Below are 18,102 nucleotides of genomic sequence, written 5' to 3' on the forward strand. Positions count from 1 at the left end.
CTGTGTGTCAATGCGACGGCGGAGAAGGCCAGGCGACCGCGCCGCGCATCTTCTCCCAGGCCCGCGCCATCCTGAGCACGCCGAGATCGTCGAAGCGCTTGCCGGTGATCTGCAGGCCGATCGGCAGGCCGCCCGCCGTCAGCCCGGCATGAACCGAGATCGCCGGCTGGTCGGACATGTTCGCCGCCACCGTGAAGCAGATATGCTCGAAGGGCTGCGCGGGATCGTTGACCGGCGAAGCCCATTCGGCCGGGAAGCTCGGCACCGGCGAAACCGGCGAGAGGATGAAGTCGTAAGGCAGGATCGCCTTCAGCGCCGCGTCGCGCATCGCCATCATCTGGCTCATGCCGCGATAGACGCGTTCACCCGGCAAATCCCTGCCGCCCTCCGCCCAGGCGAAGATGTAGGGCAGCACCTTCGCCCGCTTCTCCTGTGGCAGCGCGCCGATGTCGACCCAGGCGCGCTGGCGCCAGAAATCATCGAGCCCGTCGAGCATTTCGCGGGTTATATGAGGCGCCACCGGCTCGATAATGGCCCCCGCTGCGGCGAAGGCCTTCGCCGCAGCCTCGATCGCCGCCTTCGTCTCCGGCTCGACGGCGAGCCCGATGCCGGCATCGAGCTGGAGGCCGATACGCAGCCCCTTCAGGTCGATATCAAGCGCCAGCCAGTCGATATCCTGCGACGGCAGGCTCATGCCGTCGCGCGCATCGGGCTTCGACACTTCCCGCATCATCAGCGCGGCATCCTCGACGGTCCGCGTCATCGGCCCGGCGACGCGGCCGTAATAGGTCGGGTCGATCGGCACGCGCCCGAAGCTCGGCTTCAGGCCGACCAGTCCGCACCAGCCGGCAGGCAGGCGGATCGAACCGCCGATATCGGTGCCGACATGCAGCGGTCCGTAGCCGGCCGCGCCCGCCGAACCGGCGCCGGCCGAGGAGCCGCCGGGGTTCTTGGTGATGTCCCACGGATTGCGCGCGGGCTTGTGGAAGCTCGACAGCCCCGAGGAGAGCATGCCGTAATCCGGCATCGTCGTCTTGCCGAGAAGGACGAGGCCGGCCTCGCGGAGCCGCGCGGCCGGGGGTGCATCGTCGGCCGCGGGGGAGAGATCGTTCGCGGCCGTGCCGAGCGGCACCGGAACGCCCTTCGTCCTGATGTTCTCCTTGATCGTGCCGGGCACGCCGTCGAGCGGCAGCGCCTGCCCGTTCAGCCAGCGCGCCTCGGAAGCCTTGGCCTGCGCGAGCGCACCCTCCGGATCATAGGCATAGAGCGCATCGAGCTTCGGCTCCCAGGCCCCGATCCGCGCGATCACCGCTTCCGCGACCTCCACCGGCGAGAGCCGGCGCGCCTCGTAGGCGGCGAGAAGCTCGGTGGCAGTCAGATCGGCAAGATCGGTCATTCCCACATCCCCGTTTCCCTTCAGCCCTCACCGAGCACGGCGCAGGCGCGGATCGACGGCATCGCGCAGGCCGTCGCCCAGCAGGTTGAATCCCAGCACGGTCAGCGCGATCGCGGCACCCGGAAAGATCGCAAGCCAGGGCTGCGTCGCCATGAAGGTCTGGGCTTCGTTGAGCATGCGCCCCCAGGACGGGTTCGGCGGCTGCGTGCCCAGCCCGAGATAGGACAAGCCCGCCTCGGCCAGCACCGCGAGCGCGAACTGGATCGTCGCCTGCACCACCAGAATGCCGGCGATATTGGGCAGGACATGGCGCAGCGTGATCTGCCGGTTGTTGAGCCCGGCCGCCCGCGCCGCCTGGATGAAGTCCTGCGCCCAGATCTGCAGCGCCGCCCCGCGCGCCAGCCGCGCGAAATAGGGCAGGTTCAGCACGCCGATGGCGACGACGGCGTTGAGCATGCCCGGCCCGGCGATCGCGGTCATCATGATCGCCGTCAGCACGGCCGGAAAGGCGTGGGTGAAATCGGCCGTGCGCATGATGACATGGTCGAGGAGGCCGTCGCGCCGCACCGAGGCGATCAGCCCCAGCGTCGTGCCCGCGACCATGCCGATGCCGACAGCGCCCAGCCCCACAGCGAGCGAATTGCGCGCGCCGACCATGATCATCGAGAAGACGTCGCGGCCGAACTGGTCGGTGCCGAACCAGTTGGCGGCCGAGGGCCCCTTGAGCCGGTTCAGGATCGCCATCTGGGTCGGCTGATAGGGCGTCCAGACATGGGAGACGAGCGCCATCGCCACGACGGCGAGGCTCAGGGCCGCCCCGATCACGAAGGAAGGCGCCAGCCACCAATGCCTCTTGCCACCCGGCGCCTTGTCCGCGAGCGCGCTCATGCCTGCCTCAGTCGTGGATCGATCAGCCCGTAGAGCAGTTCGACCGCGAAATTGATCAGGATCGCCAGCCCCGCGAAGAGCATGACGAGGTCTTTGACCACGATGAGATCGTGCTGGGCGATGGCCTGGAAGACGAGCCGCCCCAGCCCCGGGAGGGCGAAGACGTTCTCGATGATGATGGCGCCGGCGATCAGCACCGAGAATTGCAGCCCCAGAATGGTGACGACAGGGATCAGCGCATTGCGCAGCGCATGCCGGCGCATCGTCACGCCCTCGCTGAGCCCCTTGGCGCGGGCGGTGCGGACGAAATCCTCCTGCAGCGTGTCGAGCATGGCCGAGCGTGTCACCCGCGCGATGATCGCCGCCTGCGGCAGCGCCAATGCCAGCGCCGGCATGAGGAGCGCCTTCAGCGCCGCGCCGAGCCCGGCCTGCCAGCCCGGAAAGCCACCGGCGGGCAGCCAGCCAAGCCCGACCGCGAAGACCAGGACGAGCAGCAGGCCGAACCAGAAATTCGGGATGGCGAGCCCCGCCTGTGCGAAGGCCATCACCCCGGCATCCGCGAGTTGGCCATGGCGGGAGGCGGCGAGCATGCCGAGCGGAATGCCGATCGCCATGGCGAACCCGATCGCCATCAGCGCGAGCGGCAGCGTCACCGCCATGCGCTCGGCGATGAGTTGCGCCACCGGCACGCGATAGGTGTAGCTCAGGCCGAGATCGCCGGTGACGAGCCCTCCTAACCAGAGGAGGAAGCGCAGCACCGCCGRCTTGTCGAGACCCATCTCGGCGTGCAGCGCCGCCAGCGCCTCGGGCGAGGCGTTGAGGCCGAGCGTCACCGCTGCCGGGTCGCCCGGTAGCACCTCCAGCACGACGAAGACGACCAGCGCCGCGGCGAGCAGGGTCAGGGCCAGCGCGACGAGCCGGCGCAGGACGTAGCCGATCACCTCGAACGTCCCGCCGTGGTCATCCCGGGCGACCGAAGGGAGACCCGGGATCCATGCCGGAGCATTTCCCATCGAGGCTCAGGCATGGATCCCGGATCAGCGCCGCTGACGCGGCTTGTCCGGGATGACGTGGACCGTGACAGGGGAACTTGGATCAACGCCAGCGCAGCTCCGCCAGCGGCGTCACCGGCAGCGGCCAGTCGGTCCACATGCCATCGAGCGCGGCATTCGCGACCGTGATCTTCGGCAGGATGAAGAGGAAGCCGTTGACCGCGTCATCAGCCAGCATCCGCTGCGCCTGCTTGTAGAGCTCGTTGCGGGCCCCCTCGTCCAGCGTCCCGGATATCTTGGCGATCAGAGTCTTGAACTCGGGATTGCGGTACTGGAAGTAGTAGTCGTCACGCGCGTAGATATCGATGTCGAGCGGCTCGGTATGGGCGATGATGCTGAGGTCGTAGTCCTTGTTGCGGAAGACGCGCTCCAGCCATTGCGGGAATTCGAGCGGCTCGATCGACGCGTTGATACCGATCTGCGCCAGCAGGGCCGCGACGATCTCGCCCGAGCGGCGGGCATAGGATGGCGGCGGCAGCTTCAGCGTGCAGTTGAAGCCGTTCGGAAAGCCCGCCTCCGCCAGCAGCGCCTTGGCCTTGGCGGGGTCGTACGGATAGGTGCCGGTGAGGTCGACATAGGCCGGATGCAGCGGCGAGAAATGGCTGCCGATCAGGCTGACGTCGAACCCGTAGACGCCGAGCGCGATGGTCTTGCGGTCGAGCGCATGCGCGATGGCCTGCCGCACCTTGAGCTTGTCGAAGGGCGGCTTGGCGTTGTTGGTGGCGAGGATCGTCTCGCCCTCGGTGCCGCCGATCGTGACCTTGAGCTTCGGGTCGGACCTGAGCTGCGGCACGGCCTCGGGCGCCGAGAGATTGGTATGCGCGTCGACATCGCCGGCCCGGAGCGCCGCGACCTGCGCCTGCGGATCGGACATGAAGCGGAAGATCGCCTTGGCCAGCGCCGGCTTCTCGCCCCAGTAGCTGTCGTTGCGCGCGAGTTCGAGCCGGTCGCCGCGGTTCCAGCGTACGAACTTGAACGGGCCGGTGCCGACCGGGTTGGTCTTGTTGTTGGCGGCCGTCGCCGGCGCGACGATCACGGCATCGCCCCAGCTGAGACCGTAGAGGAAATTCGCGGTGGGCTGCTTGAGCTTGATCACCACCGTCGCCGGGTCCGGGGTCGCGATCTCGGCGATCGGCGCGAAGAGCTGGCGCTGCGCGTTGGTGGAATCGGGCGCAACCGCGCGCTCGAAGGAGAACCTCACCTGCTCGGCAGTGAAGGGCGTGCCGTCATGGAAGGTCGCGCCCCGCCTGAGCTTGAAGCTGTAGGTGACGTTATCCTCGCCGATCGCCCAGCTCTCGGCGAGGCAGGGCTGCAGCTTGCCGGTCCGGTCCATCTTCACCAGACCCTCGAAAATGTTCTGCAGCGTCACCTCGCGGATCGCCTGGGCGGCGCCCGAGGTCGGATCGAGCGTCGGCGGCTCCAAAGTCTGGGCGATGGTGACGCTGTCCTTCGCCTGCGCCAGCGCGACGACGGGAAGCTGCGCCGCCAGCGCCGCCAGTCCCGCCCCAGCCAGGAGTTCACGCCGCGTCGTCATATCCATCGCTCCGATGCCGTTGCGGCGCGAGGATGACGCGGGAGGCGCGGCGAGCGCAAGCCCGCTCAGCCCGCATTACAGCTCTCTTTCCAGACCTCCGTCATTGCGAGGAGCGAAGCGACCAAGCAATGCAGGGCGGACTGGGTCAGCCCTTCCGCCCAGCCCCCTGAATTGCTTCGCTACGCTCGCGATGAGGGCGAAGCACGAGCCGCATCTGGCGCACTAGTATACCAGACAATTGACCCCCGTCGCGGCCGGCTCTAGAGCGGGATATGAAAAAGTGGGAAGCGGTCTTTCACATCGATCCCACACCGACATTGCGAAATCGATCACGCGACCGATGGAGATGCCCATGTTGCTGCACGACGATCGCCTCTTCCCCGCCGATCCGGTGACGCGCGGCATCGCGCGCCGGCTCTTCGCCACCGTCCGCGACCTGCCGATCATCTCGCCGCACGGCCACACCGATCCGCGCTGGTACGCCGAGGACAACGCCTTCCCCGATCCGGCCACGCTCTTTGTCAAGCCGGACCACTACATCTTCCGCATGCTCTATTCGCAGGGCATCCGGCTCGAGGAACTTGGCATCGCCCGCAAGGACGGTGGCGAGGTCGAGACCGACCCGCGCAAGATCTGGCGCCTCTTCGCCAACAACTGGCATCTCTTCAGGGGCACGCCGACCCGGCTCTGGTTCGAGCATGCCGCCTCGACGGTCTTCGGCATCAACGAGCGCCTCACGCCGGAGAATGCCGACAAGATCTACGACAAGATCGCCGCCAAGCTGGAAGAGCCCGAGCTTCGGCCCCGCGCCCTGTTCGAGCGCTTCAAGATCGAGGCGATCAGCACGACCGAAGGCGCGCTCGACGATCTCAAATGGCACGACATGATCCGCAGCTCCGGCTGGGGCGGCAAGGTCGTGACCGCCTACCGGCCCGACAGCGTCGTCGACCCGGAATTCGAGGGCTTTGCCGACAATCTCGAAAAACTCGGCGAGCTGACCGGCGAGGATATCGGCAGCTGGACCGGCTATCTCGCCGCCCATCGCCAGCGGCGCGCCTATTTCAAGGAGCGCGGCGCCACGTCCTCCGACCATGGCCATGCCACGGCCCGCACCGCCAATCTCTCGGATGCCGATGCCGAGAAGCTCTACGCCAAGATCCTGAAGGGCAAGGTTTCGGCCAAGGACGCCGACCTCTTCCGCGGCCAGATGCTGACCGAAATGGCGAAGATGAGCCTCGATGACGGGCTCGTCCTCCAGATCCACCCGGGCTCCCATCGCAACCACAACGCGGCACTGTTCGCGCATTTCGGGCGCGACATGGGCTGCGATATCCCGACCGAGACCAACTATGTCGAAGCGCTGAAACCGTTGCTCGACGCCGTCGGCAACGAGCCGGGCCTCACCGTCATTGCCTTCACCCTCGACGAGACCGCCTATTCGCGCGAGCTCGCCCCGCTCGCCGGGCATTATCCGGCGCTTCGCCTTGGGCCGGGCTGGTGGTTCCTCGATGCGCCGGAAGCGATGCTGCGCTTCCGCGAACTCACCACCGAAACGGCCGGCTTCTACAACACCGTCGGCTTCAACGACGACACCCGCGCCTATCTTTCGATCCCGGCGCGCCATGACGTCGCCCGCCGGGTCGACTGCGCCTATCTCGCCAAGCTCGTCGCCGAGCACCGGCTGGAGGAGGACGAGGCGGTGGAAGTCGCCCACGATCTCGCCTACCGCCTCGCCAAGGAGGCCTACAAGCTGTGACCCGTCTCTCCGCTTCCACCCTCGCCGGCCTGCCGGCCGCCGTCCGCCGGCCGGCCTATGATCGCTCGGGCCTCAAGCCCGGAATCGTCCATCTCGGCCTCGGCGCCTTCGCCCGCGGCCATCTCGCCGAGTATACCGAGGACGCGCTGGAGAAGCGCTTCGGGGCCTGGGGCATCGTCGGCGCGAGCCTGCAGCGCCCCGACCAGCGCGACCGCCTGAAGCCGCAGGACGGGCTCTACACCCTGCTCAAGCGCGCCCCGGCGGGACCGGAGTTGCGCATCATCGGCTCCGTGCTCGATGTGCTCGTCGCGCCCGAGAGCCCTTCCGCTCTCGTTGCGCGGCTGGCTGCGCCGGAAACCCGCATCGTCTCGCTGACGGTGACGGAGAAGGGCTATTGCCACGACCCGGCGACCGGCCGGCTCAAGGCCGACCATCCCGACATTCTGCACGACCTTGAAAACCCCGATGCGCCGCGATCCGCCGTCGGCATCCTGGTCGCGGGCCTGCGGGTCCGCCGGGCCGAAGGTCGCGGCCCGTTCACCGCGCTTTGCTGCGACAACCTCCCCTCCAACGGCCATGTCCTGCGCGGCCTCGTCCGCGACTTCGCCGCGCTGACCGACGACAAGCTGGCGGCCTGGATCGAGGCCAACGGCGCCTTCCCGGCGACGATGGTCGACCGCATCGTGCCGGCCACGACCGATGCCGACATCGCCGAGGTCGCGAAGTTGATCGGCGCCGAGGATGCTGCCCCGGTCATCGGCGAGCCCTTCAGGCAATGGGCGATCGAGGATGTCTTCGCCGCCGGCCGCCCGGATTGGCACGAAGTCGGGGCGCAGATGGTTTCCGAGGTCGCGCCCTTCGAGTTCATGAAGCTCAGGATGCTGAACGGCGCGCATTCCTCGCTCGCCTATCTCGGCTATCTCGCCGGCCACGAGACCGTCGCCGAGGCCAGCGGCGATCCCGTCCTCGCGCGCTTCCTCGAAGGTCTCTGGGCCGAGATCATCCCGACCGTGCCTGCGCCGCAGGGCGTCGTGCTGGCGGATTATGCCAAGGCCCTGCTCGCCCGATTCCAGAACCCGGCGATCCGCCACCGCACCTGGCAGATCGCCATGGACGGCTCGCAGAAGCTGCCGCAGCGCCTGCTCGGCACCATCCGCGAGCGGCTGAAGGCCGGCGCGCCGATCGACCATCTCGCGCTCGGCGTCGCCGCCTGGATGCGCTACGTCACCGGCAGCGACGAGAAGGGCGGCGCCATCGACGTCCGCGATCCGCTGGCAGCCGAACTCAAGCGCCGCGCCGAGGCGGCCGGGCGCGACGCGACGGCGCTGGTCGAGGCGCTGGTCGGCATCGAGGCGATCTTCGGCAGCGACCTGCCGGGCGAGCAACGGTTTAGGAAACCGGTGGTCGCTCATCTCGCCTCGCTGTTCGACAAGGGCGCGAAGGCGACGGCGGCAAGCGTCGGCTAAGGTCGCTCCGTCATTCTCGGGCGAAGCAAAGCTTCGACCCGAGCGCTTCTTGCACGAGGCCCACATCCTCCCCGTCATGCTCGCCCTTGTGGCGAGCATCCACGTCTTGAACAGCGCTCTCGCGAAACGAAGACGCGGATGGTCGGGACAAGCCTGACCATGACGCAGCAAGAGCACCATGCCCCCCGCCCCTTGATCCGCCGCCCCATCCGGCGCCAGATGCGCAGGATGCTTCGCGCGCTGACCGTCCTTGCCGCCTCGATCCTGCTGGCCGCGACCGCCGTGGCGCAGGAGCCGCCGCGTATCGCGATTCCCAATCTCTGGGACCCGCGCATCCGGCTAGACCGGCCGGAGCCCGGGCCGCCGCGCGTGGTGCGCTTCCTCACCGACGACGACTATCCGCCCTTCCATTTCGCCGGGCCGGACGGGGCGCTGACCGGCTTCTCGGTCGAGCTCGCCCGCGCCGTCTGCGACAGGCTGGCCTGGACCTGCACGATCCAGCCGCGCCGTTTCGACACGCTGCCGGATTCGCTGGCCGAGGGCCGCGGCGACGTGCTTGCCGCGGCGATGAACCTGACGCCGGCGCTGCGGCAGCGCTTCGCCGCCAGCCATCTCTATTTCCGCGCTCCGGCCCGTTTCGCCACCACGCGCGGCAATGCCCGCCCGGCGCTCGACAGCACCGCTCTGCAGGGCCGCCGGGTCGCGGTGGTCTCCAGCTCCGCGCATCAGGCTTTTCTCGAAAGGCTCATGCCCTTCGTGCAGCGGCGCGAGAGCACCGATCTCGGCGCTGCCATCGCCGCCTTGCGCAGCGGCGAGGCCGAATATGTCTTCGCCGACGGCGTGGCGCTGTCGCTGACGCTCGCCGGCAGCGGCGGCGAGTTCGCCTTCTCCGGCGGCCCTTATCTGGAAAGCCGCTATTTCGGCGAAGGCGTCGCCTTCCTGCTGCGCAAGGACGACCCCGCCCTGAAGCGCGCCATCGACTACGCGCTCCAGGGCCTGTGGGACGACGGGACCTATGCCCGTCTCTATCTGCGCTTCTTCCCGGTCAGCCCGTACTGAGCGCCTCGACTTCTCCGTGAGAGCATGCCGCGTCTTCATCGAAACGCGAGTGATCCCGGCCGCAGCGAAGCGCAGAGCCGGGATCCATGCCCGAACCTTGATCGGTGAGGCCCCGGCATGGATCCCGGGTCAAGCCCGGGATGACCGCGAGGTTCCGCGGAAAATCAGCAGACTCTAAGCCTCAGGGCGCGTTGCTGGCCAATGCCTGCTTCGCCACCGCGGCAAGCCAGCCCGAGGTCGCGGGTAGGATCGCGTCGTTGAAGTCGTAGCGGTCGTTGTGCAATTCGCCGCCATTAACGGCCGGGCCGTTGCCGACCCAGACATAGGCGCCGGGCCTGTCCTGCAGGAAATAGCAGAAATCCTCGGAGGTCGTGCTGGCGGAGATGTCGCGGCGGACCTTCAGCCCGGCGGCCTTGCCCGCATTGGCCGCCATGTCTTCCTCTGCCGGCGTGTTGATCGTCGCGAGCCCACCCAGCGAGAAATCGACATCCGCCTGCATCTCGAAGGTGGCGGCGATGTTGTTGGCGATGTCGCGGATGCGCTGCACGACACGCTCGCGCACCGGCACGGTGAAGACGCGATAGGTGCCCTCGATCCAGACATTGGTCGGGATCTGGTTCGAGGCGAGCCCGCCATGGATCTGGCCGATCGTGACGACGGCGTTGTCCATCGGGCTGACATTGCGCGAGACGATCGTCTGCAGCGCCACGATCAGATGACCCATCGCCGTGATCGGATCATGGGTCAGCTCGGGCTTGGCGGCATGGCCGGCCGTGCCGGACAGGGTGATCTTGAACTTGCCGGGCTCGGCCATCACCGGGCCGCGGTGCACGGCGACGGTGCCGGCCTCCAGCCCCGGCCAGTTGTGCAGGCCGAAGACGCGCTCCATCGGGAAGCGCTCGAAGACGCCGTCCTTGATCATCGCCTTGGCGCCGCCATAGCCTTCCTCGGCCGGCTGGAACAGGAACTGCACCGTGCCGCTCCAGCTCTCGTCGCTCTTCAGCAGCGCCGCGGCGCCGAGCAGCGAGACCGTATGGCCGTCATGGCCGCAGGCATGCATGACGTTGGTCTTGCCGGATTTGTAGGGCAGCTCGTTCACCTCCTGGATCGGCAGCGCATCCATGTCGGCACGCAGGCCGACCGAGCGCTCGGAGGAGCCGCGGGTCAACGTCGCGACGACGCCGTGGCCGCCGACATTGGCTGTGAAGGGGATGCCGAGCTCCTTCAGCTTCTCCTGCACGAAGGCGCTGGTCTGCGCCTCCTGCAACGACAATTCGGGATTGGCGTGGAGATGTCGTCGCCACGCGGTCAGCTTGTCGAGCAGGTCGCGGTCCAAGGCGGCATCCTTTCAAGGCATGGTCTAAAGTAAAAAATGGCAGCGGCGACCCTATACCGCCATGGCAAGCCGGCAAGCCGCTTCGGCGAGGGGCCGCACCCTCGTTTGCCGCATTTCAACCGTGTTCGCGCATTGACGGCGCCCTTCGCAATCTGCGAAAGCCCCTCTTTCGCTTTTGCGATATGGTTTTCCCGTTCAGGAGAGGACACCGCCCCTCATGCCCGCCTTCGACGCAGCCCTCGTTGACGCCGCCCAGCGTTCGGCCTCCTGGCCGTTCGAGGAGGCGCGCAAGCTCGTGGCCCGCATCGAGAAATCCGGCAAGAAATCGGTGATCTTCGAAACCGGCTACGGCCCCTCGGGCCTGCCGCATATCGGCACCTTCGGCGAGGTCGCCCGCACCTCGATGGTGCGCCACGCCTTCCGCGTGCTGACCGGCAACACCATCCCGACGCGTCTCATCGCCTTCTCGGACGATATGGACGGCCTGCGCAAGGTGCCGGACAACGTGCCGAACAAGGATGTGCTCGCCGCCAATCTCGGCAAGCCGCTGACCGAGGTGCCGGACCCGTTCGGCACGCACAGCTCGTTCGGCCGCCACAACAACGCGCGGCTCTGCGCCTTCCTCGACAGCTTCGGCTTCGACTACGAGTTCAAGTCCTCGACCGACTCGTATCGCGCCGGCGAGTTCGACGCGACGCTGCTCAAGATGCTCGCCCGCTACGATGCGGTGATGAAGATCATGCTGCCGACGCTGCGCGAGGAGCGGGCCGCGACCTATTCGCCCTTCCTGCCGATCCACCCGAAGACGCGCGTCGTCATGCAAGTGCCGATCGACGAGGTCGATGTCGAGGCCGGCACCATCGCCTGGGCCGATCCGGCAACCGGCGAACGCTTCGTCACCCCGGTCACCGGCGGCAACGTCAAGCTGCAGTGGAAGCCGGACTGGGCGATGCGCTGGGTCGCGCTCGGCGTCGATTACGAGATGGCCGGCAAGGACCTGATCGACTCGGTCAAGGTCTCCTCGCAGATTGCCCGCGCGCTCGACGGCACGCCGCCGGAAGGCTTCAACTACGAGCTCTTCCTGGACGAGCAGGGCCAGAAGATCTCGAAGTCGAAGGGCAACGGCCTGACGATCGAGGAATGGCTGACCTACGGCCCGCCGGAGAGCCTGGCGCTCTACATGTTCCAGCGCCCGCGCGAGGCCAAGAAGCTGCATTTCGACGTGATCCCGCGCGCGGTCGACGAGTATCTCCAGTTCCTCAACGGCTATGAGAAGCAGGACTGGAAGAACCGCCTGGGCAACCCGGTCTGGCACATTCACAACGGCAACCCGCCTGCGCCGGAAGTCATCGCCTCCGGCGAGGGCGACAACGCGGTGAGGACGCAGGTCACCTTCGGCCTGCTGATGAACCTCGTCGCCGTCGCGAACTCCGAGGACAAGGCCGTGCTCTGGGGCTTCCTCCAGCGTTATGCGCCCGGCATGTCGCCGGAAACCCATCCGCGCCTCGATGCGCTGGTCGGCTACGCGATCGCCTATTTCCGCGACTTCGTGAAGCCGGCGAAGAACTACCGCCCGGCCGACGAGGTCGAGCGCGACGCCTTCGCCAAGCTGGACGCCGCGCTGGCAGCCCTGCCGGCCGATCCCACGCCCGAGATGGTGCAGGACACGGCGCTGGATGTTGCGCGCGCCATTCCGCGCTACCAGAACCTCACCGCCAAGAACGCGACGCCGGAGCGTCCGGGCGTCTCCGGCGACTGGTGGAAGGCGATCTACCAGGTGATGTTCGGCGAGGATCAGGGCCCGCGCTTCGGCTCCTTCGCGGCGATCTACGGCCTGCCCAACACCCGCGCCCTGATCGCCAAGGCGCTGGCCGGCGATCTGGTCAAGGAACACGCCGCCTTCCTCGCGGCGCGCAAAGCCGACTGACGAGCCTACGGAGCCTGCCATGATCCTTCCCGACGACGCGCTCGCGGCGCTGGCGGAGGTGGTCGGCCCCGGCGACCTGCGCAGCGGGGAGGCGATCCCCGCCCGCAACCGCAAGGACGCCTCCGACACGCCGGAGGGTCTGCCGGCCCTCCTCGTCGCCCCGCGGACGACCGAGGAGGTCGCCGCGGTGCTGGCGATCTGCTCGCGTTTCTCGCTGCCCGTCGTCGTGCAGGGCGGCATGACCGGGCTTGCCGGCGGCGCCACGCCGCAGGCAGGCGAAGTCGCGCTCTCGCTCGAACGCATGAGCGGCGTCGAGGACATCGATCCGGTAACGCGAACGATGACCGTGCTCGCCGGAACGCCGCTCGCGGTCGTGCAGGAAAAGGCGGCGGAAGCGGGCTTCCTCTACGGCGTCGATCTCGGCGCGCGCGGGACCTGCACCATCGGCGGCAATGTCGCCACCAATGCCGGCGGCGTGCAGGTCCTGCGCTACGGCATGACTCGGCGCAGCGTGCTCGGCCTCGAAGCGGTGATGGCCGACGGCCGCATCGTGGGCCATCTCAAGAAGGTGGTGAAGAACAATGCCGGCTATGACTGGACGCAGCTCTTCATCGGCAGCGAAGGCACGCTGGGCGTCGTCACGCGCGTGCTGCTCGCCCTGCAGCCGGCAGTGACCGGCGTGCAGACCGCGCTCTGCGCCGCCGGCAGCGTCGGCAACGCGCTCGCAGCGCTCAACCGCCTCGAAGCGCGGCTCGGCGGCGGCCTGCTCGCCTTCGAGGCGATGTGGTCCGAATACATGAAAGCCGCGATTGAAAAGGGCGGCCTGCCCGCTCCCTTTGCCGGGGAGCCCGAGGTCACGATCGTCGTCGAGGCCGCGATGGGCTCCGGCTCCACCGGCGAGGAGACCTTCGCCGAGGCGCTTGCCGAACTGGCGGAGGAGGGCCTGCTGGAAGATGCCCTGATCGCCCAGTCCGGCCGCGACCGGCAGCGCTTCTGGGCCTATCGCGAGGCGAATTACGAGTTCTACCGCGACCTGCCGCCGGGCATCCATTTCGACGTCAGCATTCCCCTGGGCGCCATGGCGGATGCGGTCGCGCTGCTGCGCCAGCGGGTCAAGGCCCGCAGCGGCACGGCCTTCCCCATCGTCTTCGGTCATCTCGCCGACAGCAACCTGCATCTGTCTGTTCATGACGAGACTGCGGATCTCTCCGGCTTCGCCGATATCGTCTACGAGTTGGTCCGCGAGAAACACGGCAGCATCTCGGCCGAGCATGGCGTCGGCATCCTCAAGCGGCCCTATCTCGGCATGAGCCGCTCGGATGCCGAGCTCGCCCTGATGACGACGCTGAAGCGGACGCTCGACCCGGGCAACATTCTCAACCGCGGGCGCATCCTGCCGGCCTGACCGGCAACTATCGGTCTATGGCGCCCGGCCGGCGGCTCTGGCAGAACGCAAGGGAGAGCGCGGGCCGGGAGCGGAGCATGATCGACGAGATGACGCCTATCGAAGCCGTCGAGCACGCAATCCGCACACGCCGCGCCATCCGCGCCTTCCTGCCCGATCCGGTAGACCCCGGACTGCTGCGCCGCCTCATCGATCTGGCAGCGCAGGCCCCTTCCGGCACCAACATGCAGCCCTGGAAGCTCAGGGTGATCGGCCCGCAGACGCGGGCACGGCTTGAGGCTGCGCTGCTCGCGGCGCTCGAAGCCGGCGAGCGGCCGGGTGTCGAGGAGTACCGCTACTATCCCGAACGCTTCCGCGAGCCCTATCTCTCGCGCCGCCGCAAGGTCGGCTGGGATCTCTACGGCCTGCTCGGCGTGGTGAAGGGCGATACCGAGGGCATGAAGCGGCAGACCGCCGCCAATCTACGCTTCTTCGATGCGCCGGTGGCGCTGATGCTGACGATCGACCGCGATCTCGAGATCGGCTCCTGGCTGGACCTCGGCATGTTCATCCAGAACCTGCTGATCGCCGCGCAGGGCCACGGCCTCGATTCCTGCCCGCAGGCGATCTTCGCGCAGTTCCACCCGATCGTGCGGCGCGAACTGGCCATCCCCGACAACCAGATCGTGGTCTGCGGCATCGCCATCGGCAAGGCCGATCCCGATGCCCCGGCCAACCGGCTGGTGCCCGAACGCGAGCCGGTCGAAGCCTTCACCAGTTGGCTGGATTGAGGCTGGGTCAAACGCTCGTCATGCTCGGGCTTGTCCCGGCCATCCACGCCTTCCTTCGGCGAGGGCGGTGTTCAGACGTGGATGCTCGCCACGAGGGCGAGCATGACGGGCTACGAGCCGCGCCCGCCATCGTGCACGGGCTTGTCGGCATCCTTCCGGAAGAGCTTCAGCAGCGGCCCGACCAGCCAGCGCATCGCGACGATCGCGATGCCGCCGACGACCAGCCCGAAGACGGCCGCCAGCGCCGCACCGGCCAGCCATTCGCCAATCGCGGCGATTGCAGGTGGCAAGGCGCGGCCGGCAGCCACGGCAAGGTCATGGACGCCGTGGCCGAGGCCTGAGAGGCCGTAACCCTCCAGCCCGTGGATGATGATGCCGCCGCCGACCCAGAGCATCGCCGCCGTGCCGACTGCGCCGAGCAGGTTGAGGAAAGTGGGCATGCCGCGCACGAGGCCACGCCCGAGCGGCTGCGTCAGCCAGCGCAGCGCACGGTCGAGCCCGCCCGCTTCGCCCGGCTCCAGCCGCCTGAGGCCCAGCAGGCTCGTGCCGGGGCGCTGGTTGGCGGCAAGCGCAACGCCGACATCATCCGCCTTCACGATCAGCGCGACGACGCCATAGACGGCAACGGTGATGCCGATGCCGACGATGGCGAGCACCGCCGCCTTCATCCAGAACGACTGGTCGGAGACGCCGGCGAGCGTGATCGCCATGATCTCGGCCGAGAGGATGAAGTCGGTCTTGATCGCACCGGCGACCTTCTGTTGTTCGAGGGCCGCAGGATCTCCCGCCGTCTCGCCCGCCTTCGCGGCGCCATGCGCGCCATGCGGCAGCATCAGCTCCAGCACCTTCTCGGCGCCCTCGAAGCACAGAAAGGCGCCGCCGGCCATCAAGAGCGGCGTGATCGCCCAGGGCGCGACCAGCGCCAGCACCAACGCGCCCGGCAGCAGGAAGATGAGCTTGTTGCGCAGCGAGCCCAGCGCGATCCGCCAGATGATCGGCAGCTCGCGCGAGGCCGCGAAGCCCACGGCATAGCGGGGCGTCACCGCCGCATCGTCGATGACGACGCCCGCCGCCTTGACCCCCGCCTTTCCGGCCTGGGCCACGACATCGTCGACCGACGCCGCCGCGACCTTGGCGATGCCGGCGACGTCGTCGAGCAGCGCGAACAGACCCGAAGCCAATCGCCTCTCCTGAGATGATGCAAACGGTCGCGACCCTAGCCCGCTTTCCGCGAGCCGTCATTCTCGGGCGGAGCCCAGCACAAACCCGAGGATCTCACGCAGAGGAGGCTCCCGGAGCCTCTCGTCGGAGAGATGCTCGGATCAAGTCCGAGCATGACGAGCCGCAATCCGACTCAGCCCTTCAGGCTGGCGAAGCCCTTGCCGTCGGCGGCGAGGCGCTTCAGCAGCGGGGCCGGCTGCAGCGCCTTGTCGCCGGTCTCGGCCGCCTGCGCTTCCAGCCGCTTCGCGATGACGTCGAGCCCCACCGTATCGGCCCAGAACATCGGCCCGCCGCGCCAGGCCGGCCAGTTGTAGCCGTTGATCCAGACGACATCGATGTCGCCCGGCCGCGCCGCGATGCCCTCTTCCAGGATGCGCGCGCCCTCGTTCACCATCGGATCGAGCAGCCGCGCCAGGATCTCCTCCTGGGTGAAGCTGCGCCGCGTCACGCCCCGCTCGGCCGAGATGCGGGCGATCAGCGCCTCGACCTCGGGGCAGCGCTGGCCGGCGCGCGCGCCTTGCGGATAGATGTAATAGCCGCGCCCGGTCTTCTGGCCGAACCAGCCAGCCTCGCAGATCGCATCCGCCACGGGGGCCTTGAGGCCGCGCGCCTTGCGCGAGCGCCAGCCGATATCGTTGCCGGCGAGATCGGCCATGGCGAAGGGGCCCATCTTGAAGCCGAAGCCGACGAGCGCGGCATCGACCTCATGCGGCAGTGCGCCCGCAATCAGCAGACGCTCTGCGGCGCGGGTGCGCTGCTCCAGCATGCGGTTGCCGACGAAGCCGAAGCCATTGCCGACCACGACCGGCACCTTGCCCAGCTTGCGCCCGAGCGCGACCGCGGTCGCGACCGCATCGTCCGCCACGCCCTTCGGCCTGACGATTTCCAGCAGCTTCATGACGTTGGCCGGGCTGAAGAAATGCATGCCGAGTACATCCTGCGGCCGCTTGGTCGCCGCCGCGATGGTGGGCACGTCGAGATAGGAGGTGTTGCTGGCGAGGATGGCGCCGGGCTTGGCGACCTTGTCGAGCTCGCCGAAGATCTGCTGCTTGACGCCCATCTCCTCGAAGGCGGCCTCGATGACGATATCGGCACCCGCCGCGGCGGCGATGCCGACGGCCGGCCTGATCAACGCCATGCGCCGGGCTTTCGCTTCAGGTGCCAGCGAGCCCCGCGACACCGAGATGTCGTAGATCGCACCGATGCGATTGATGCCGTTGTCGAGTGCAGCTTGCGTGGTCTCGATCAGCGTCACCGGGATGCCGGCATTGGCGAAGCACATGGCGATGCCGCCGCCCATCGTTCCCGCGCCGATCACCGCGGCGCGGGCGATCTCGCGCGGCTTCACATCCGGCCCGATGCCCGGCACCCTCGCGACCTCGCGCTCGGCGAAGAAGACATGGCGCAGGGCCTTCGAGCGTTCATCGGCGATCAGCGAGAGGAAGAGCCTGCGCTCGACGCCCGCACCCTCGGCGAAGGGCAGGTCGAAGGCGGCCCGCACCGCCTCGACCAGCGCGGGCACGTTCGGCATGCCGTCGGCCTTCTTCAGGGCGTCCTTGGCGAGTGCTTCGAAGGCTTCGCGATCGGCCTCGGTCAGTTCGCCTGTCGCCGCGCTCGTCACCGGGCGGCGGCCCTCCGCCGCCAGCCCTTCGGCCAGCCGGACCGCGCCCGCGACGAGATCGCTGGAGACGACCTCGTCCAGCAGCCCGTATTCGAGCGCCTGGCCGGCCGAGAGCGGCTCGCCCGAGAGCATCATCGGAAAGGCGCGCGCCGCGCCGATCAGCCGCGGCAGGCGCTGCGTGCCGCCGGCGCCTGGGATGAGGCCGAGCTTGACCTCCGGCAGGCCGAGCTTCGCGGCCGGCAGCGCGATTCTGGCATGGCAGGCGAGCGCCACCTCCAGCCCGCCGCCGAGCGCCACGCCCTGGATCGCGGCGACGACCGGCTTGGCCGAGGCCTCGATCGCATCGAGCAGATCGGGCAGCAGCGGCGGCGCCGGCGGCTTGCCGAACTCGCTGATATCGGCGCCGGCGATGAAAGCCTTGCCAGCGGACGCGATCACGATCGCGACGACCGAAGCGTCGGCATTTGCCCTTTCGATTGCGGCCGCGAGCCCCTCGCGCACCGCAGCACCGAGTGCGTTGACCGGGGGATTGTCGATGGTGGCGAGCGCGACTCGGCCGCGCACCTCAAGCTGAACCTTCGTCATCGACGGCCTCCGCAATCCCTGTCCCGCGCGCCCCGACTCGCAGCAAGGCAGCGAAGCGTCCATACGGTTAGGGAGAACCCGGCCGG

At 68.3% G+C, this 18,102-nt stretch carries 13 protein-coding genes; 6 read left to right on the forward strand and 7 right to left on the reverse strand.

Going from position 1 to position 18,102, the window contains the following annotated elements; all coding sequences use genetic code 11:
• Nucleotides 1-7: 7 nt before the first annotated feature.
• The 4 genes from AC1DNE_RS21890 to AC1DNE_RS21905 all read right to left on the reverse strand — a co-directional run bounded on the left by AC1DNE_RS21890 (nucleotide 8) and on the right by AC1DNE_RS21905 (nucleotide 4,870).
• On the reverse strand, nucleotides 8-1,396 hold the full coding sequence (locus AC1DNE_RS21890; protein WP_441472344.1) for an amidase: 1,389 nt from the start codon (nucleotides 1,394-1,396) through the stop codon (nucleotides 8-10).
• A 27-nt stretch (nucleotides 1,397-1,423) separates the two neighbouring features.
• Nucleotides 1,424-2,284 carry an ABC transporter permease gene (locus tag AC1DNE_RS21895; RefSeq protein WP_441472343.1) on the reverse strand — a complete coding sequence of 287 codons (861 nt, stop codon included), beginning with the start codon at nucleotides 2,282-2,284 and terminating at the stop codon, nucleotides 1,424-1,426.
• Complete coding sequence (locus AC1DNE_RS21900) at nucleotides 2,281-3,225, reverse strand: ABC transporter permease (protein WP_476841188.1); 945 nt, start codon at nucleotides 3,223-3,225, stop codon at nucleotides 2,281-2,283. The genes AC1DNE_RS21895 and AC1DNE_RS21900 overlap by 4 nt, the downstream gene beginning before the upstream one ends.
• 154 nt (nucleotides 3,226-3,379) lie before the next feature.
• Entirely contained in the window at nucleotides 3,380-4,870 is a 1,491-nt protein-coding gene (locus AC1DNE_RS21905) for an ABC transporter substrate-binding protein (RefSeq protein WP_441472341.1), read from the reverse strand.
• Between the two features lie 352 nt (nucleotides 4,871-5,222).
• On the opposite strand from AC1DNE_RS21905, the gene uxaC reads away from it, so the two are divergent.
• From uxaC to AC1DNE_RS21920, 3 genes are all read left to right on the forward strand, one after another.
• On the forward strand, nucleotides 5,223-6,626 hold the full coding sequence (gene uxaC / locus AC1DNE_RS21910; RefSeq protein WP_441472340.1) for a glucuronate isomerase: 1,404 nt from the start codon (nucleotides 5,223-5,225) through the stop codon (nucleotides 6,624-6,626).
• Nucleotides 6,623-8,092, forward strand: a complete 1,470-nt coding sequence (locus AC1DNE_RS21915; RefSeq protein ID WP_441472339.1) for a mannitol dehydrogenase family protein — start codon at nucleotides 6,623-6,625, stop codon at nucleotides 8,090-8,092. The genes uxaC and AC1DNE_RS21915 overlap by 4 nt, the downstream gene beginning before the upstream one ends.
• A gap of 228 nt (nucleotides 8,093-8,320) precedes the next feature.
• Nucleotides 8,321-9,151, forward strand: a complete 831-nt coding sequence (locus AC1DNE_RS21920; RefSeq protein ID WP_441472338.1) for a transporter substrate-binding domain-containing protein — start codon at nucleotides 8,321-8,323, stop codon at nucleotides 9,149-9,151.
• Between the two features lie 181 nt (nucleotides 9,152-9,332).
• On the opposite strand, the gene AC1DNE_RS21925 is transcribed toward AC1DNE_RS21920, so the two are convergent.
• Nucleotides 9,333-10,487, reverse strand: coding sequence for an amidohydrolase (locus AC1DNE_RS21925; RefSeq protein WP_441472337.1), 1,155 nt, complete (start codon nucleotides 10,485-10,487; stop codon nucleotides 9,333-9,335).
• Nucleotides 10,488-10,704: 217 nt separating this feature from the next.
• Here AC1DNE_RS21925 and AC1DNE_RS21930 point away from each other — a divergent pair, with 217 nt between their 5' ends.
• The 3 genes from AC1DNE_RS21930 (at nucleotide 10,705) to AC1DNE_RS21940 (ending at nucleotide 14,589) form a co-directional block, all read left to right on the forward strand.
• The gene (locus tag AC1DNE_RS21930; protein ID WP_441472336.1) at nucleotides 10,705-12,414 is read left to right on the forward strand and encodes a lysine--tRNA ligase; all 1,710 of its coding nucleotides are present in this window, start codon (nucleotides 10,705-10,707) and stop codon (nucleotides 12,412-12,414) included.
• 19 nt (nucleotides 12,415-12,433) lie between these two features.
• A complete protein-coding gene (locus tag AC1DNE_RS21935) occupies nucleotides 12,434-13,819 on the forward strand; it encodes an FAD-binding oxidoreductase (protein WP_441472335.1) in 1,386 nt (461 codons plus the stop codon).
• 77 nt (nucleotides 13,820-13,896) lie between these two features.
• Nucleotides 13,897-14,589: a nitroreductase gene (locus tag AC1DNE_RS21940; RefSeq protein ID WP_441472334.1), complete on the forward strand. Its 693-nt coding sequence runs from the start codon at nucleotides 13,897-13,899 to the stop codon at nucleotides 14,587-14,589.
• 110 nt (nucleotides 14,590-14,699) lie between these two features.
• Here AC1DNE_RS21940 and AC1DNE_RS21945 read toward each other — a convergent pair whose 3' ends face one another.
• Complete coding sequence (locus AC1DNE_RS21945) at nucleotides 14,700-15,770, reverse strand: DUF808 domain-containing protein (RefSeq protein WP_441472333.1); 1,071 nt, start codon at nucleotides 15,768-15,770, stop codon at nucleotides 14,700-14,702.
• A 173-nt stretch (nucleotides 15,771-15,943) separates the two neighbouring features.
• Entirely contained in the window at nucleotides 15,944-18,016 is a 2,073-nt protein-coding gene (locus AC1DNE_RS21950; protein WP_441472332.1) for a 3-hydroxyacyl-CoA dehydrogenase NAD-binding domain-containing protein, read from the reverse strand.
• Nucleotides 18,017-18,102 lie beyond the last annotated feature (86 nt).

This window comes from Allobosea sp. 05L423 (assembly GCF_056397745.1).

Bases quoted from the DNA above. Each gene is read 5' to 3' on its own strand.
- AC1DNE_RS21890 (WP_441472344.1), bottom strand. From the start codon at position 1,396: ATGACCGATCTTGCCGATCTGACTGCCACCGAGCTTCTCGCCGCCTAC.
- AC1DNE_RS21895 (WP_441472343.1), bottom strand. From the start codon at position 2,284: ATGAGCGCGCTCGCGGACAAGGCGCCGGGTGGCAAGAGGCATTGGTGG.
- AC1DNE_RS21905 (WP_441472341.1), bottom strand. From the start codon at position 4,870: ATGACGACGCGGCGTGAACTCCTGGCTGGGGCGGGACTGGCGGCGCTG.
- uxaC (WP_441472340.1), top strand. From the start codon at position 5,223: ATGTTGCTGCACGACGATCGCCTCTTCCCCGCCGATCCGGTGACGCGC.
- AC1DNE_RS21920 (WP_441472338.1), top strand. From the start codon at position 8,321: ATGCTTCGCGCGCTGACCGTCCTTGCCGCCTCGATCCTGCTGGCCGCG.
- AC1DNE_RS21930 (WP_441472336.1), top strand. From the start codon at position 10,705: ATGCCCGCCTTCGACGCAGCCCTCGTTGACGCCGCCCAGCGTTCGGCC.
- AC1DNE_RS21935 (WP_441472335.1), top strand. From the start codon at position 12,434: ATGATCCTTCCCGACGACGCGCTCGCGGCGCTGGCGGAGGTGGTCGGC.
- AC1DNE_RS21940 (WP_441472334.1), top strand. From the start codon at position 13,897: ATGATCGACGAGATGACGCCTATCGAAGCCGTCGAGCACGCAATCCGC.
- AC1DNE_RS21950 (WP_441472332.1), bottom strand. From the start codon at position 18,016: ATGACGAAGGTTCAGCTTGAGGTGCGCGGCCGAGTCGCGCTCGCCACC.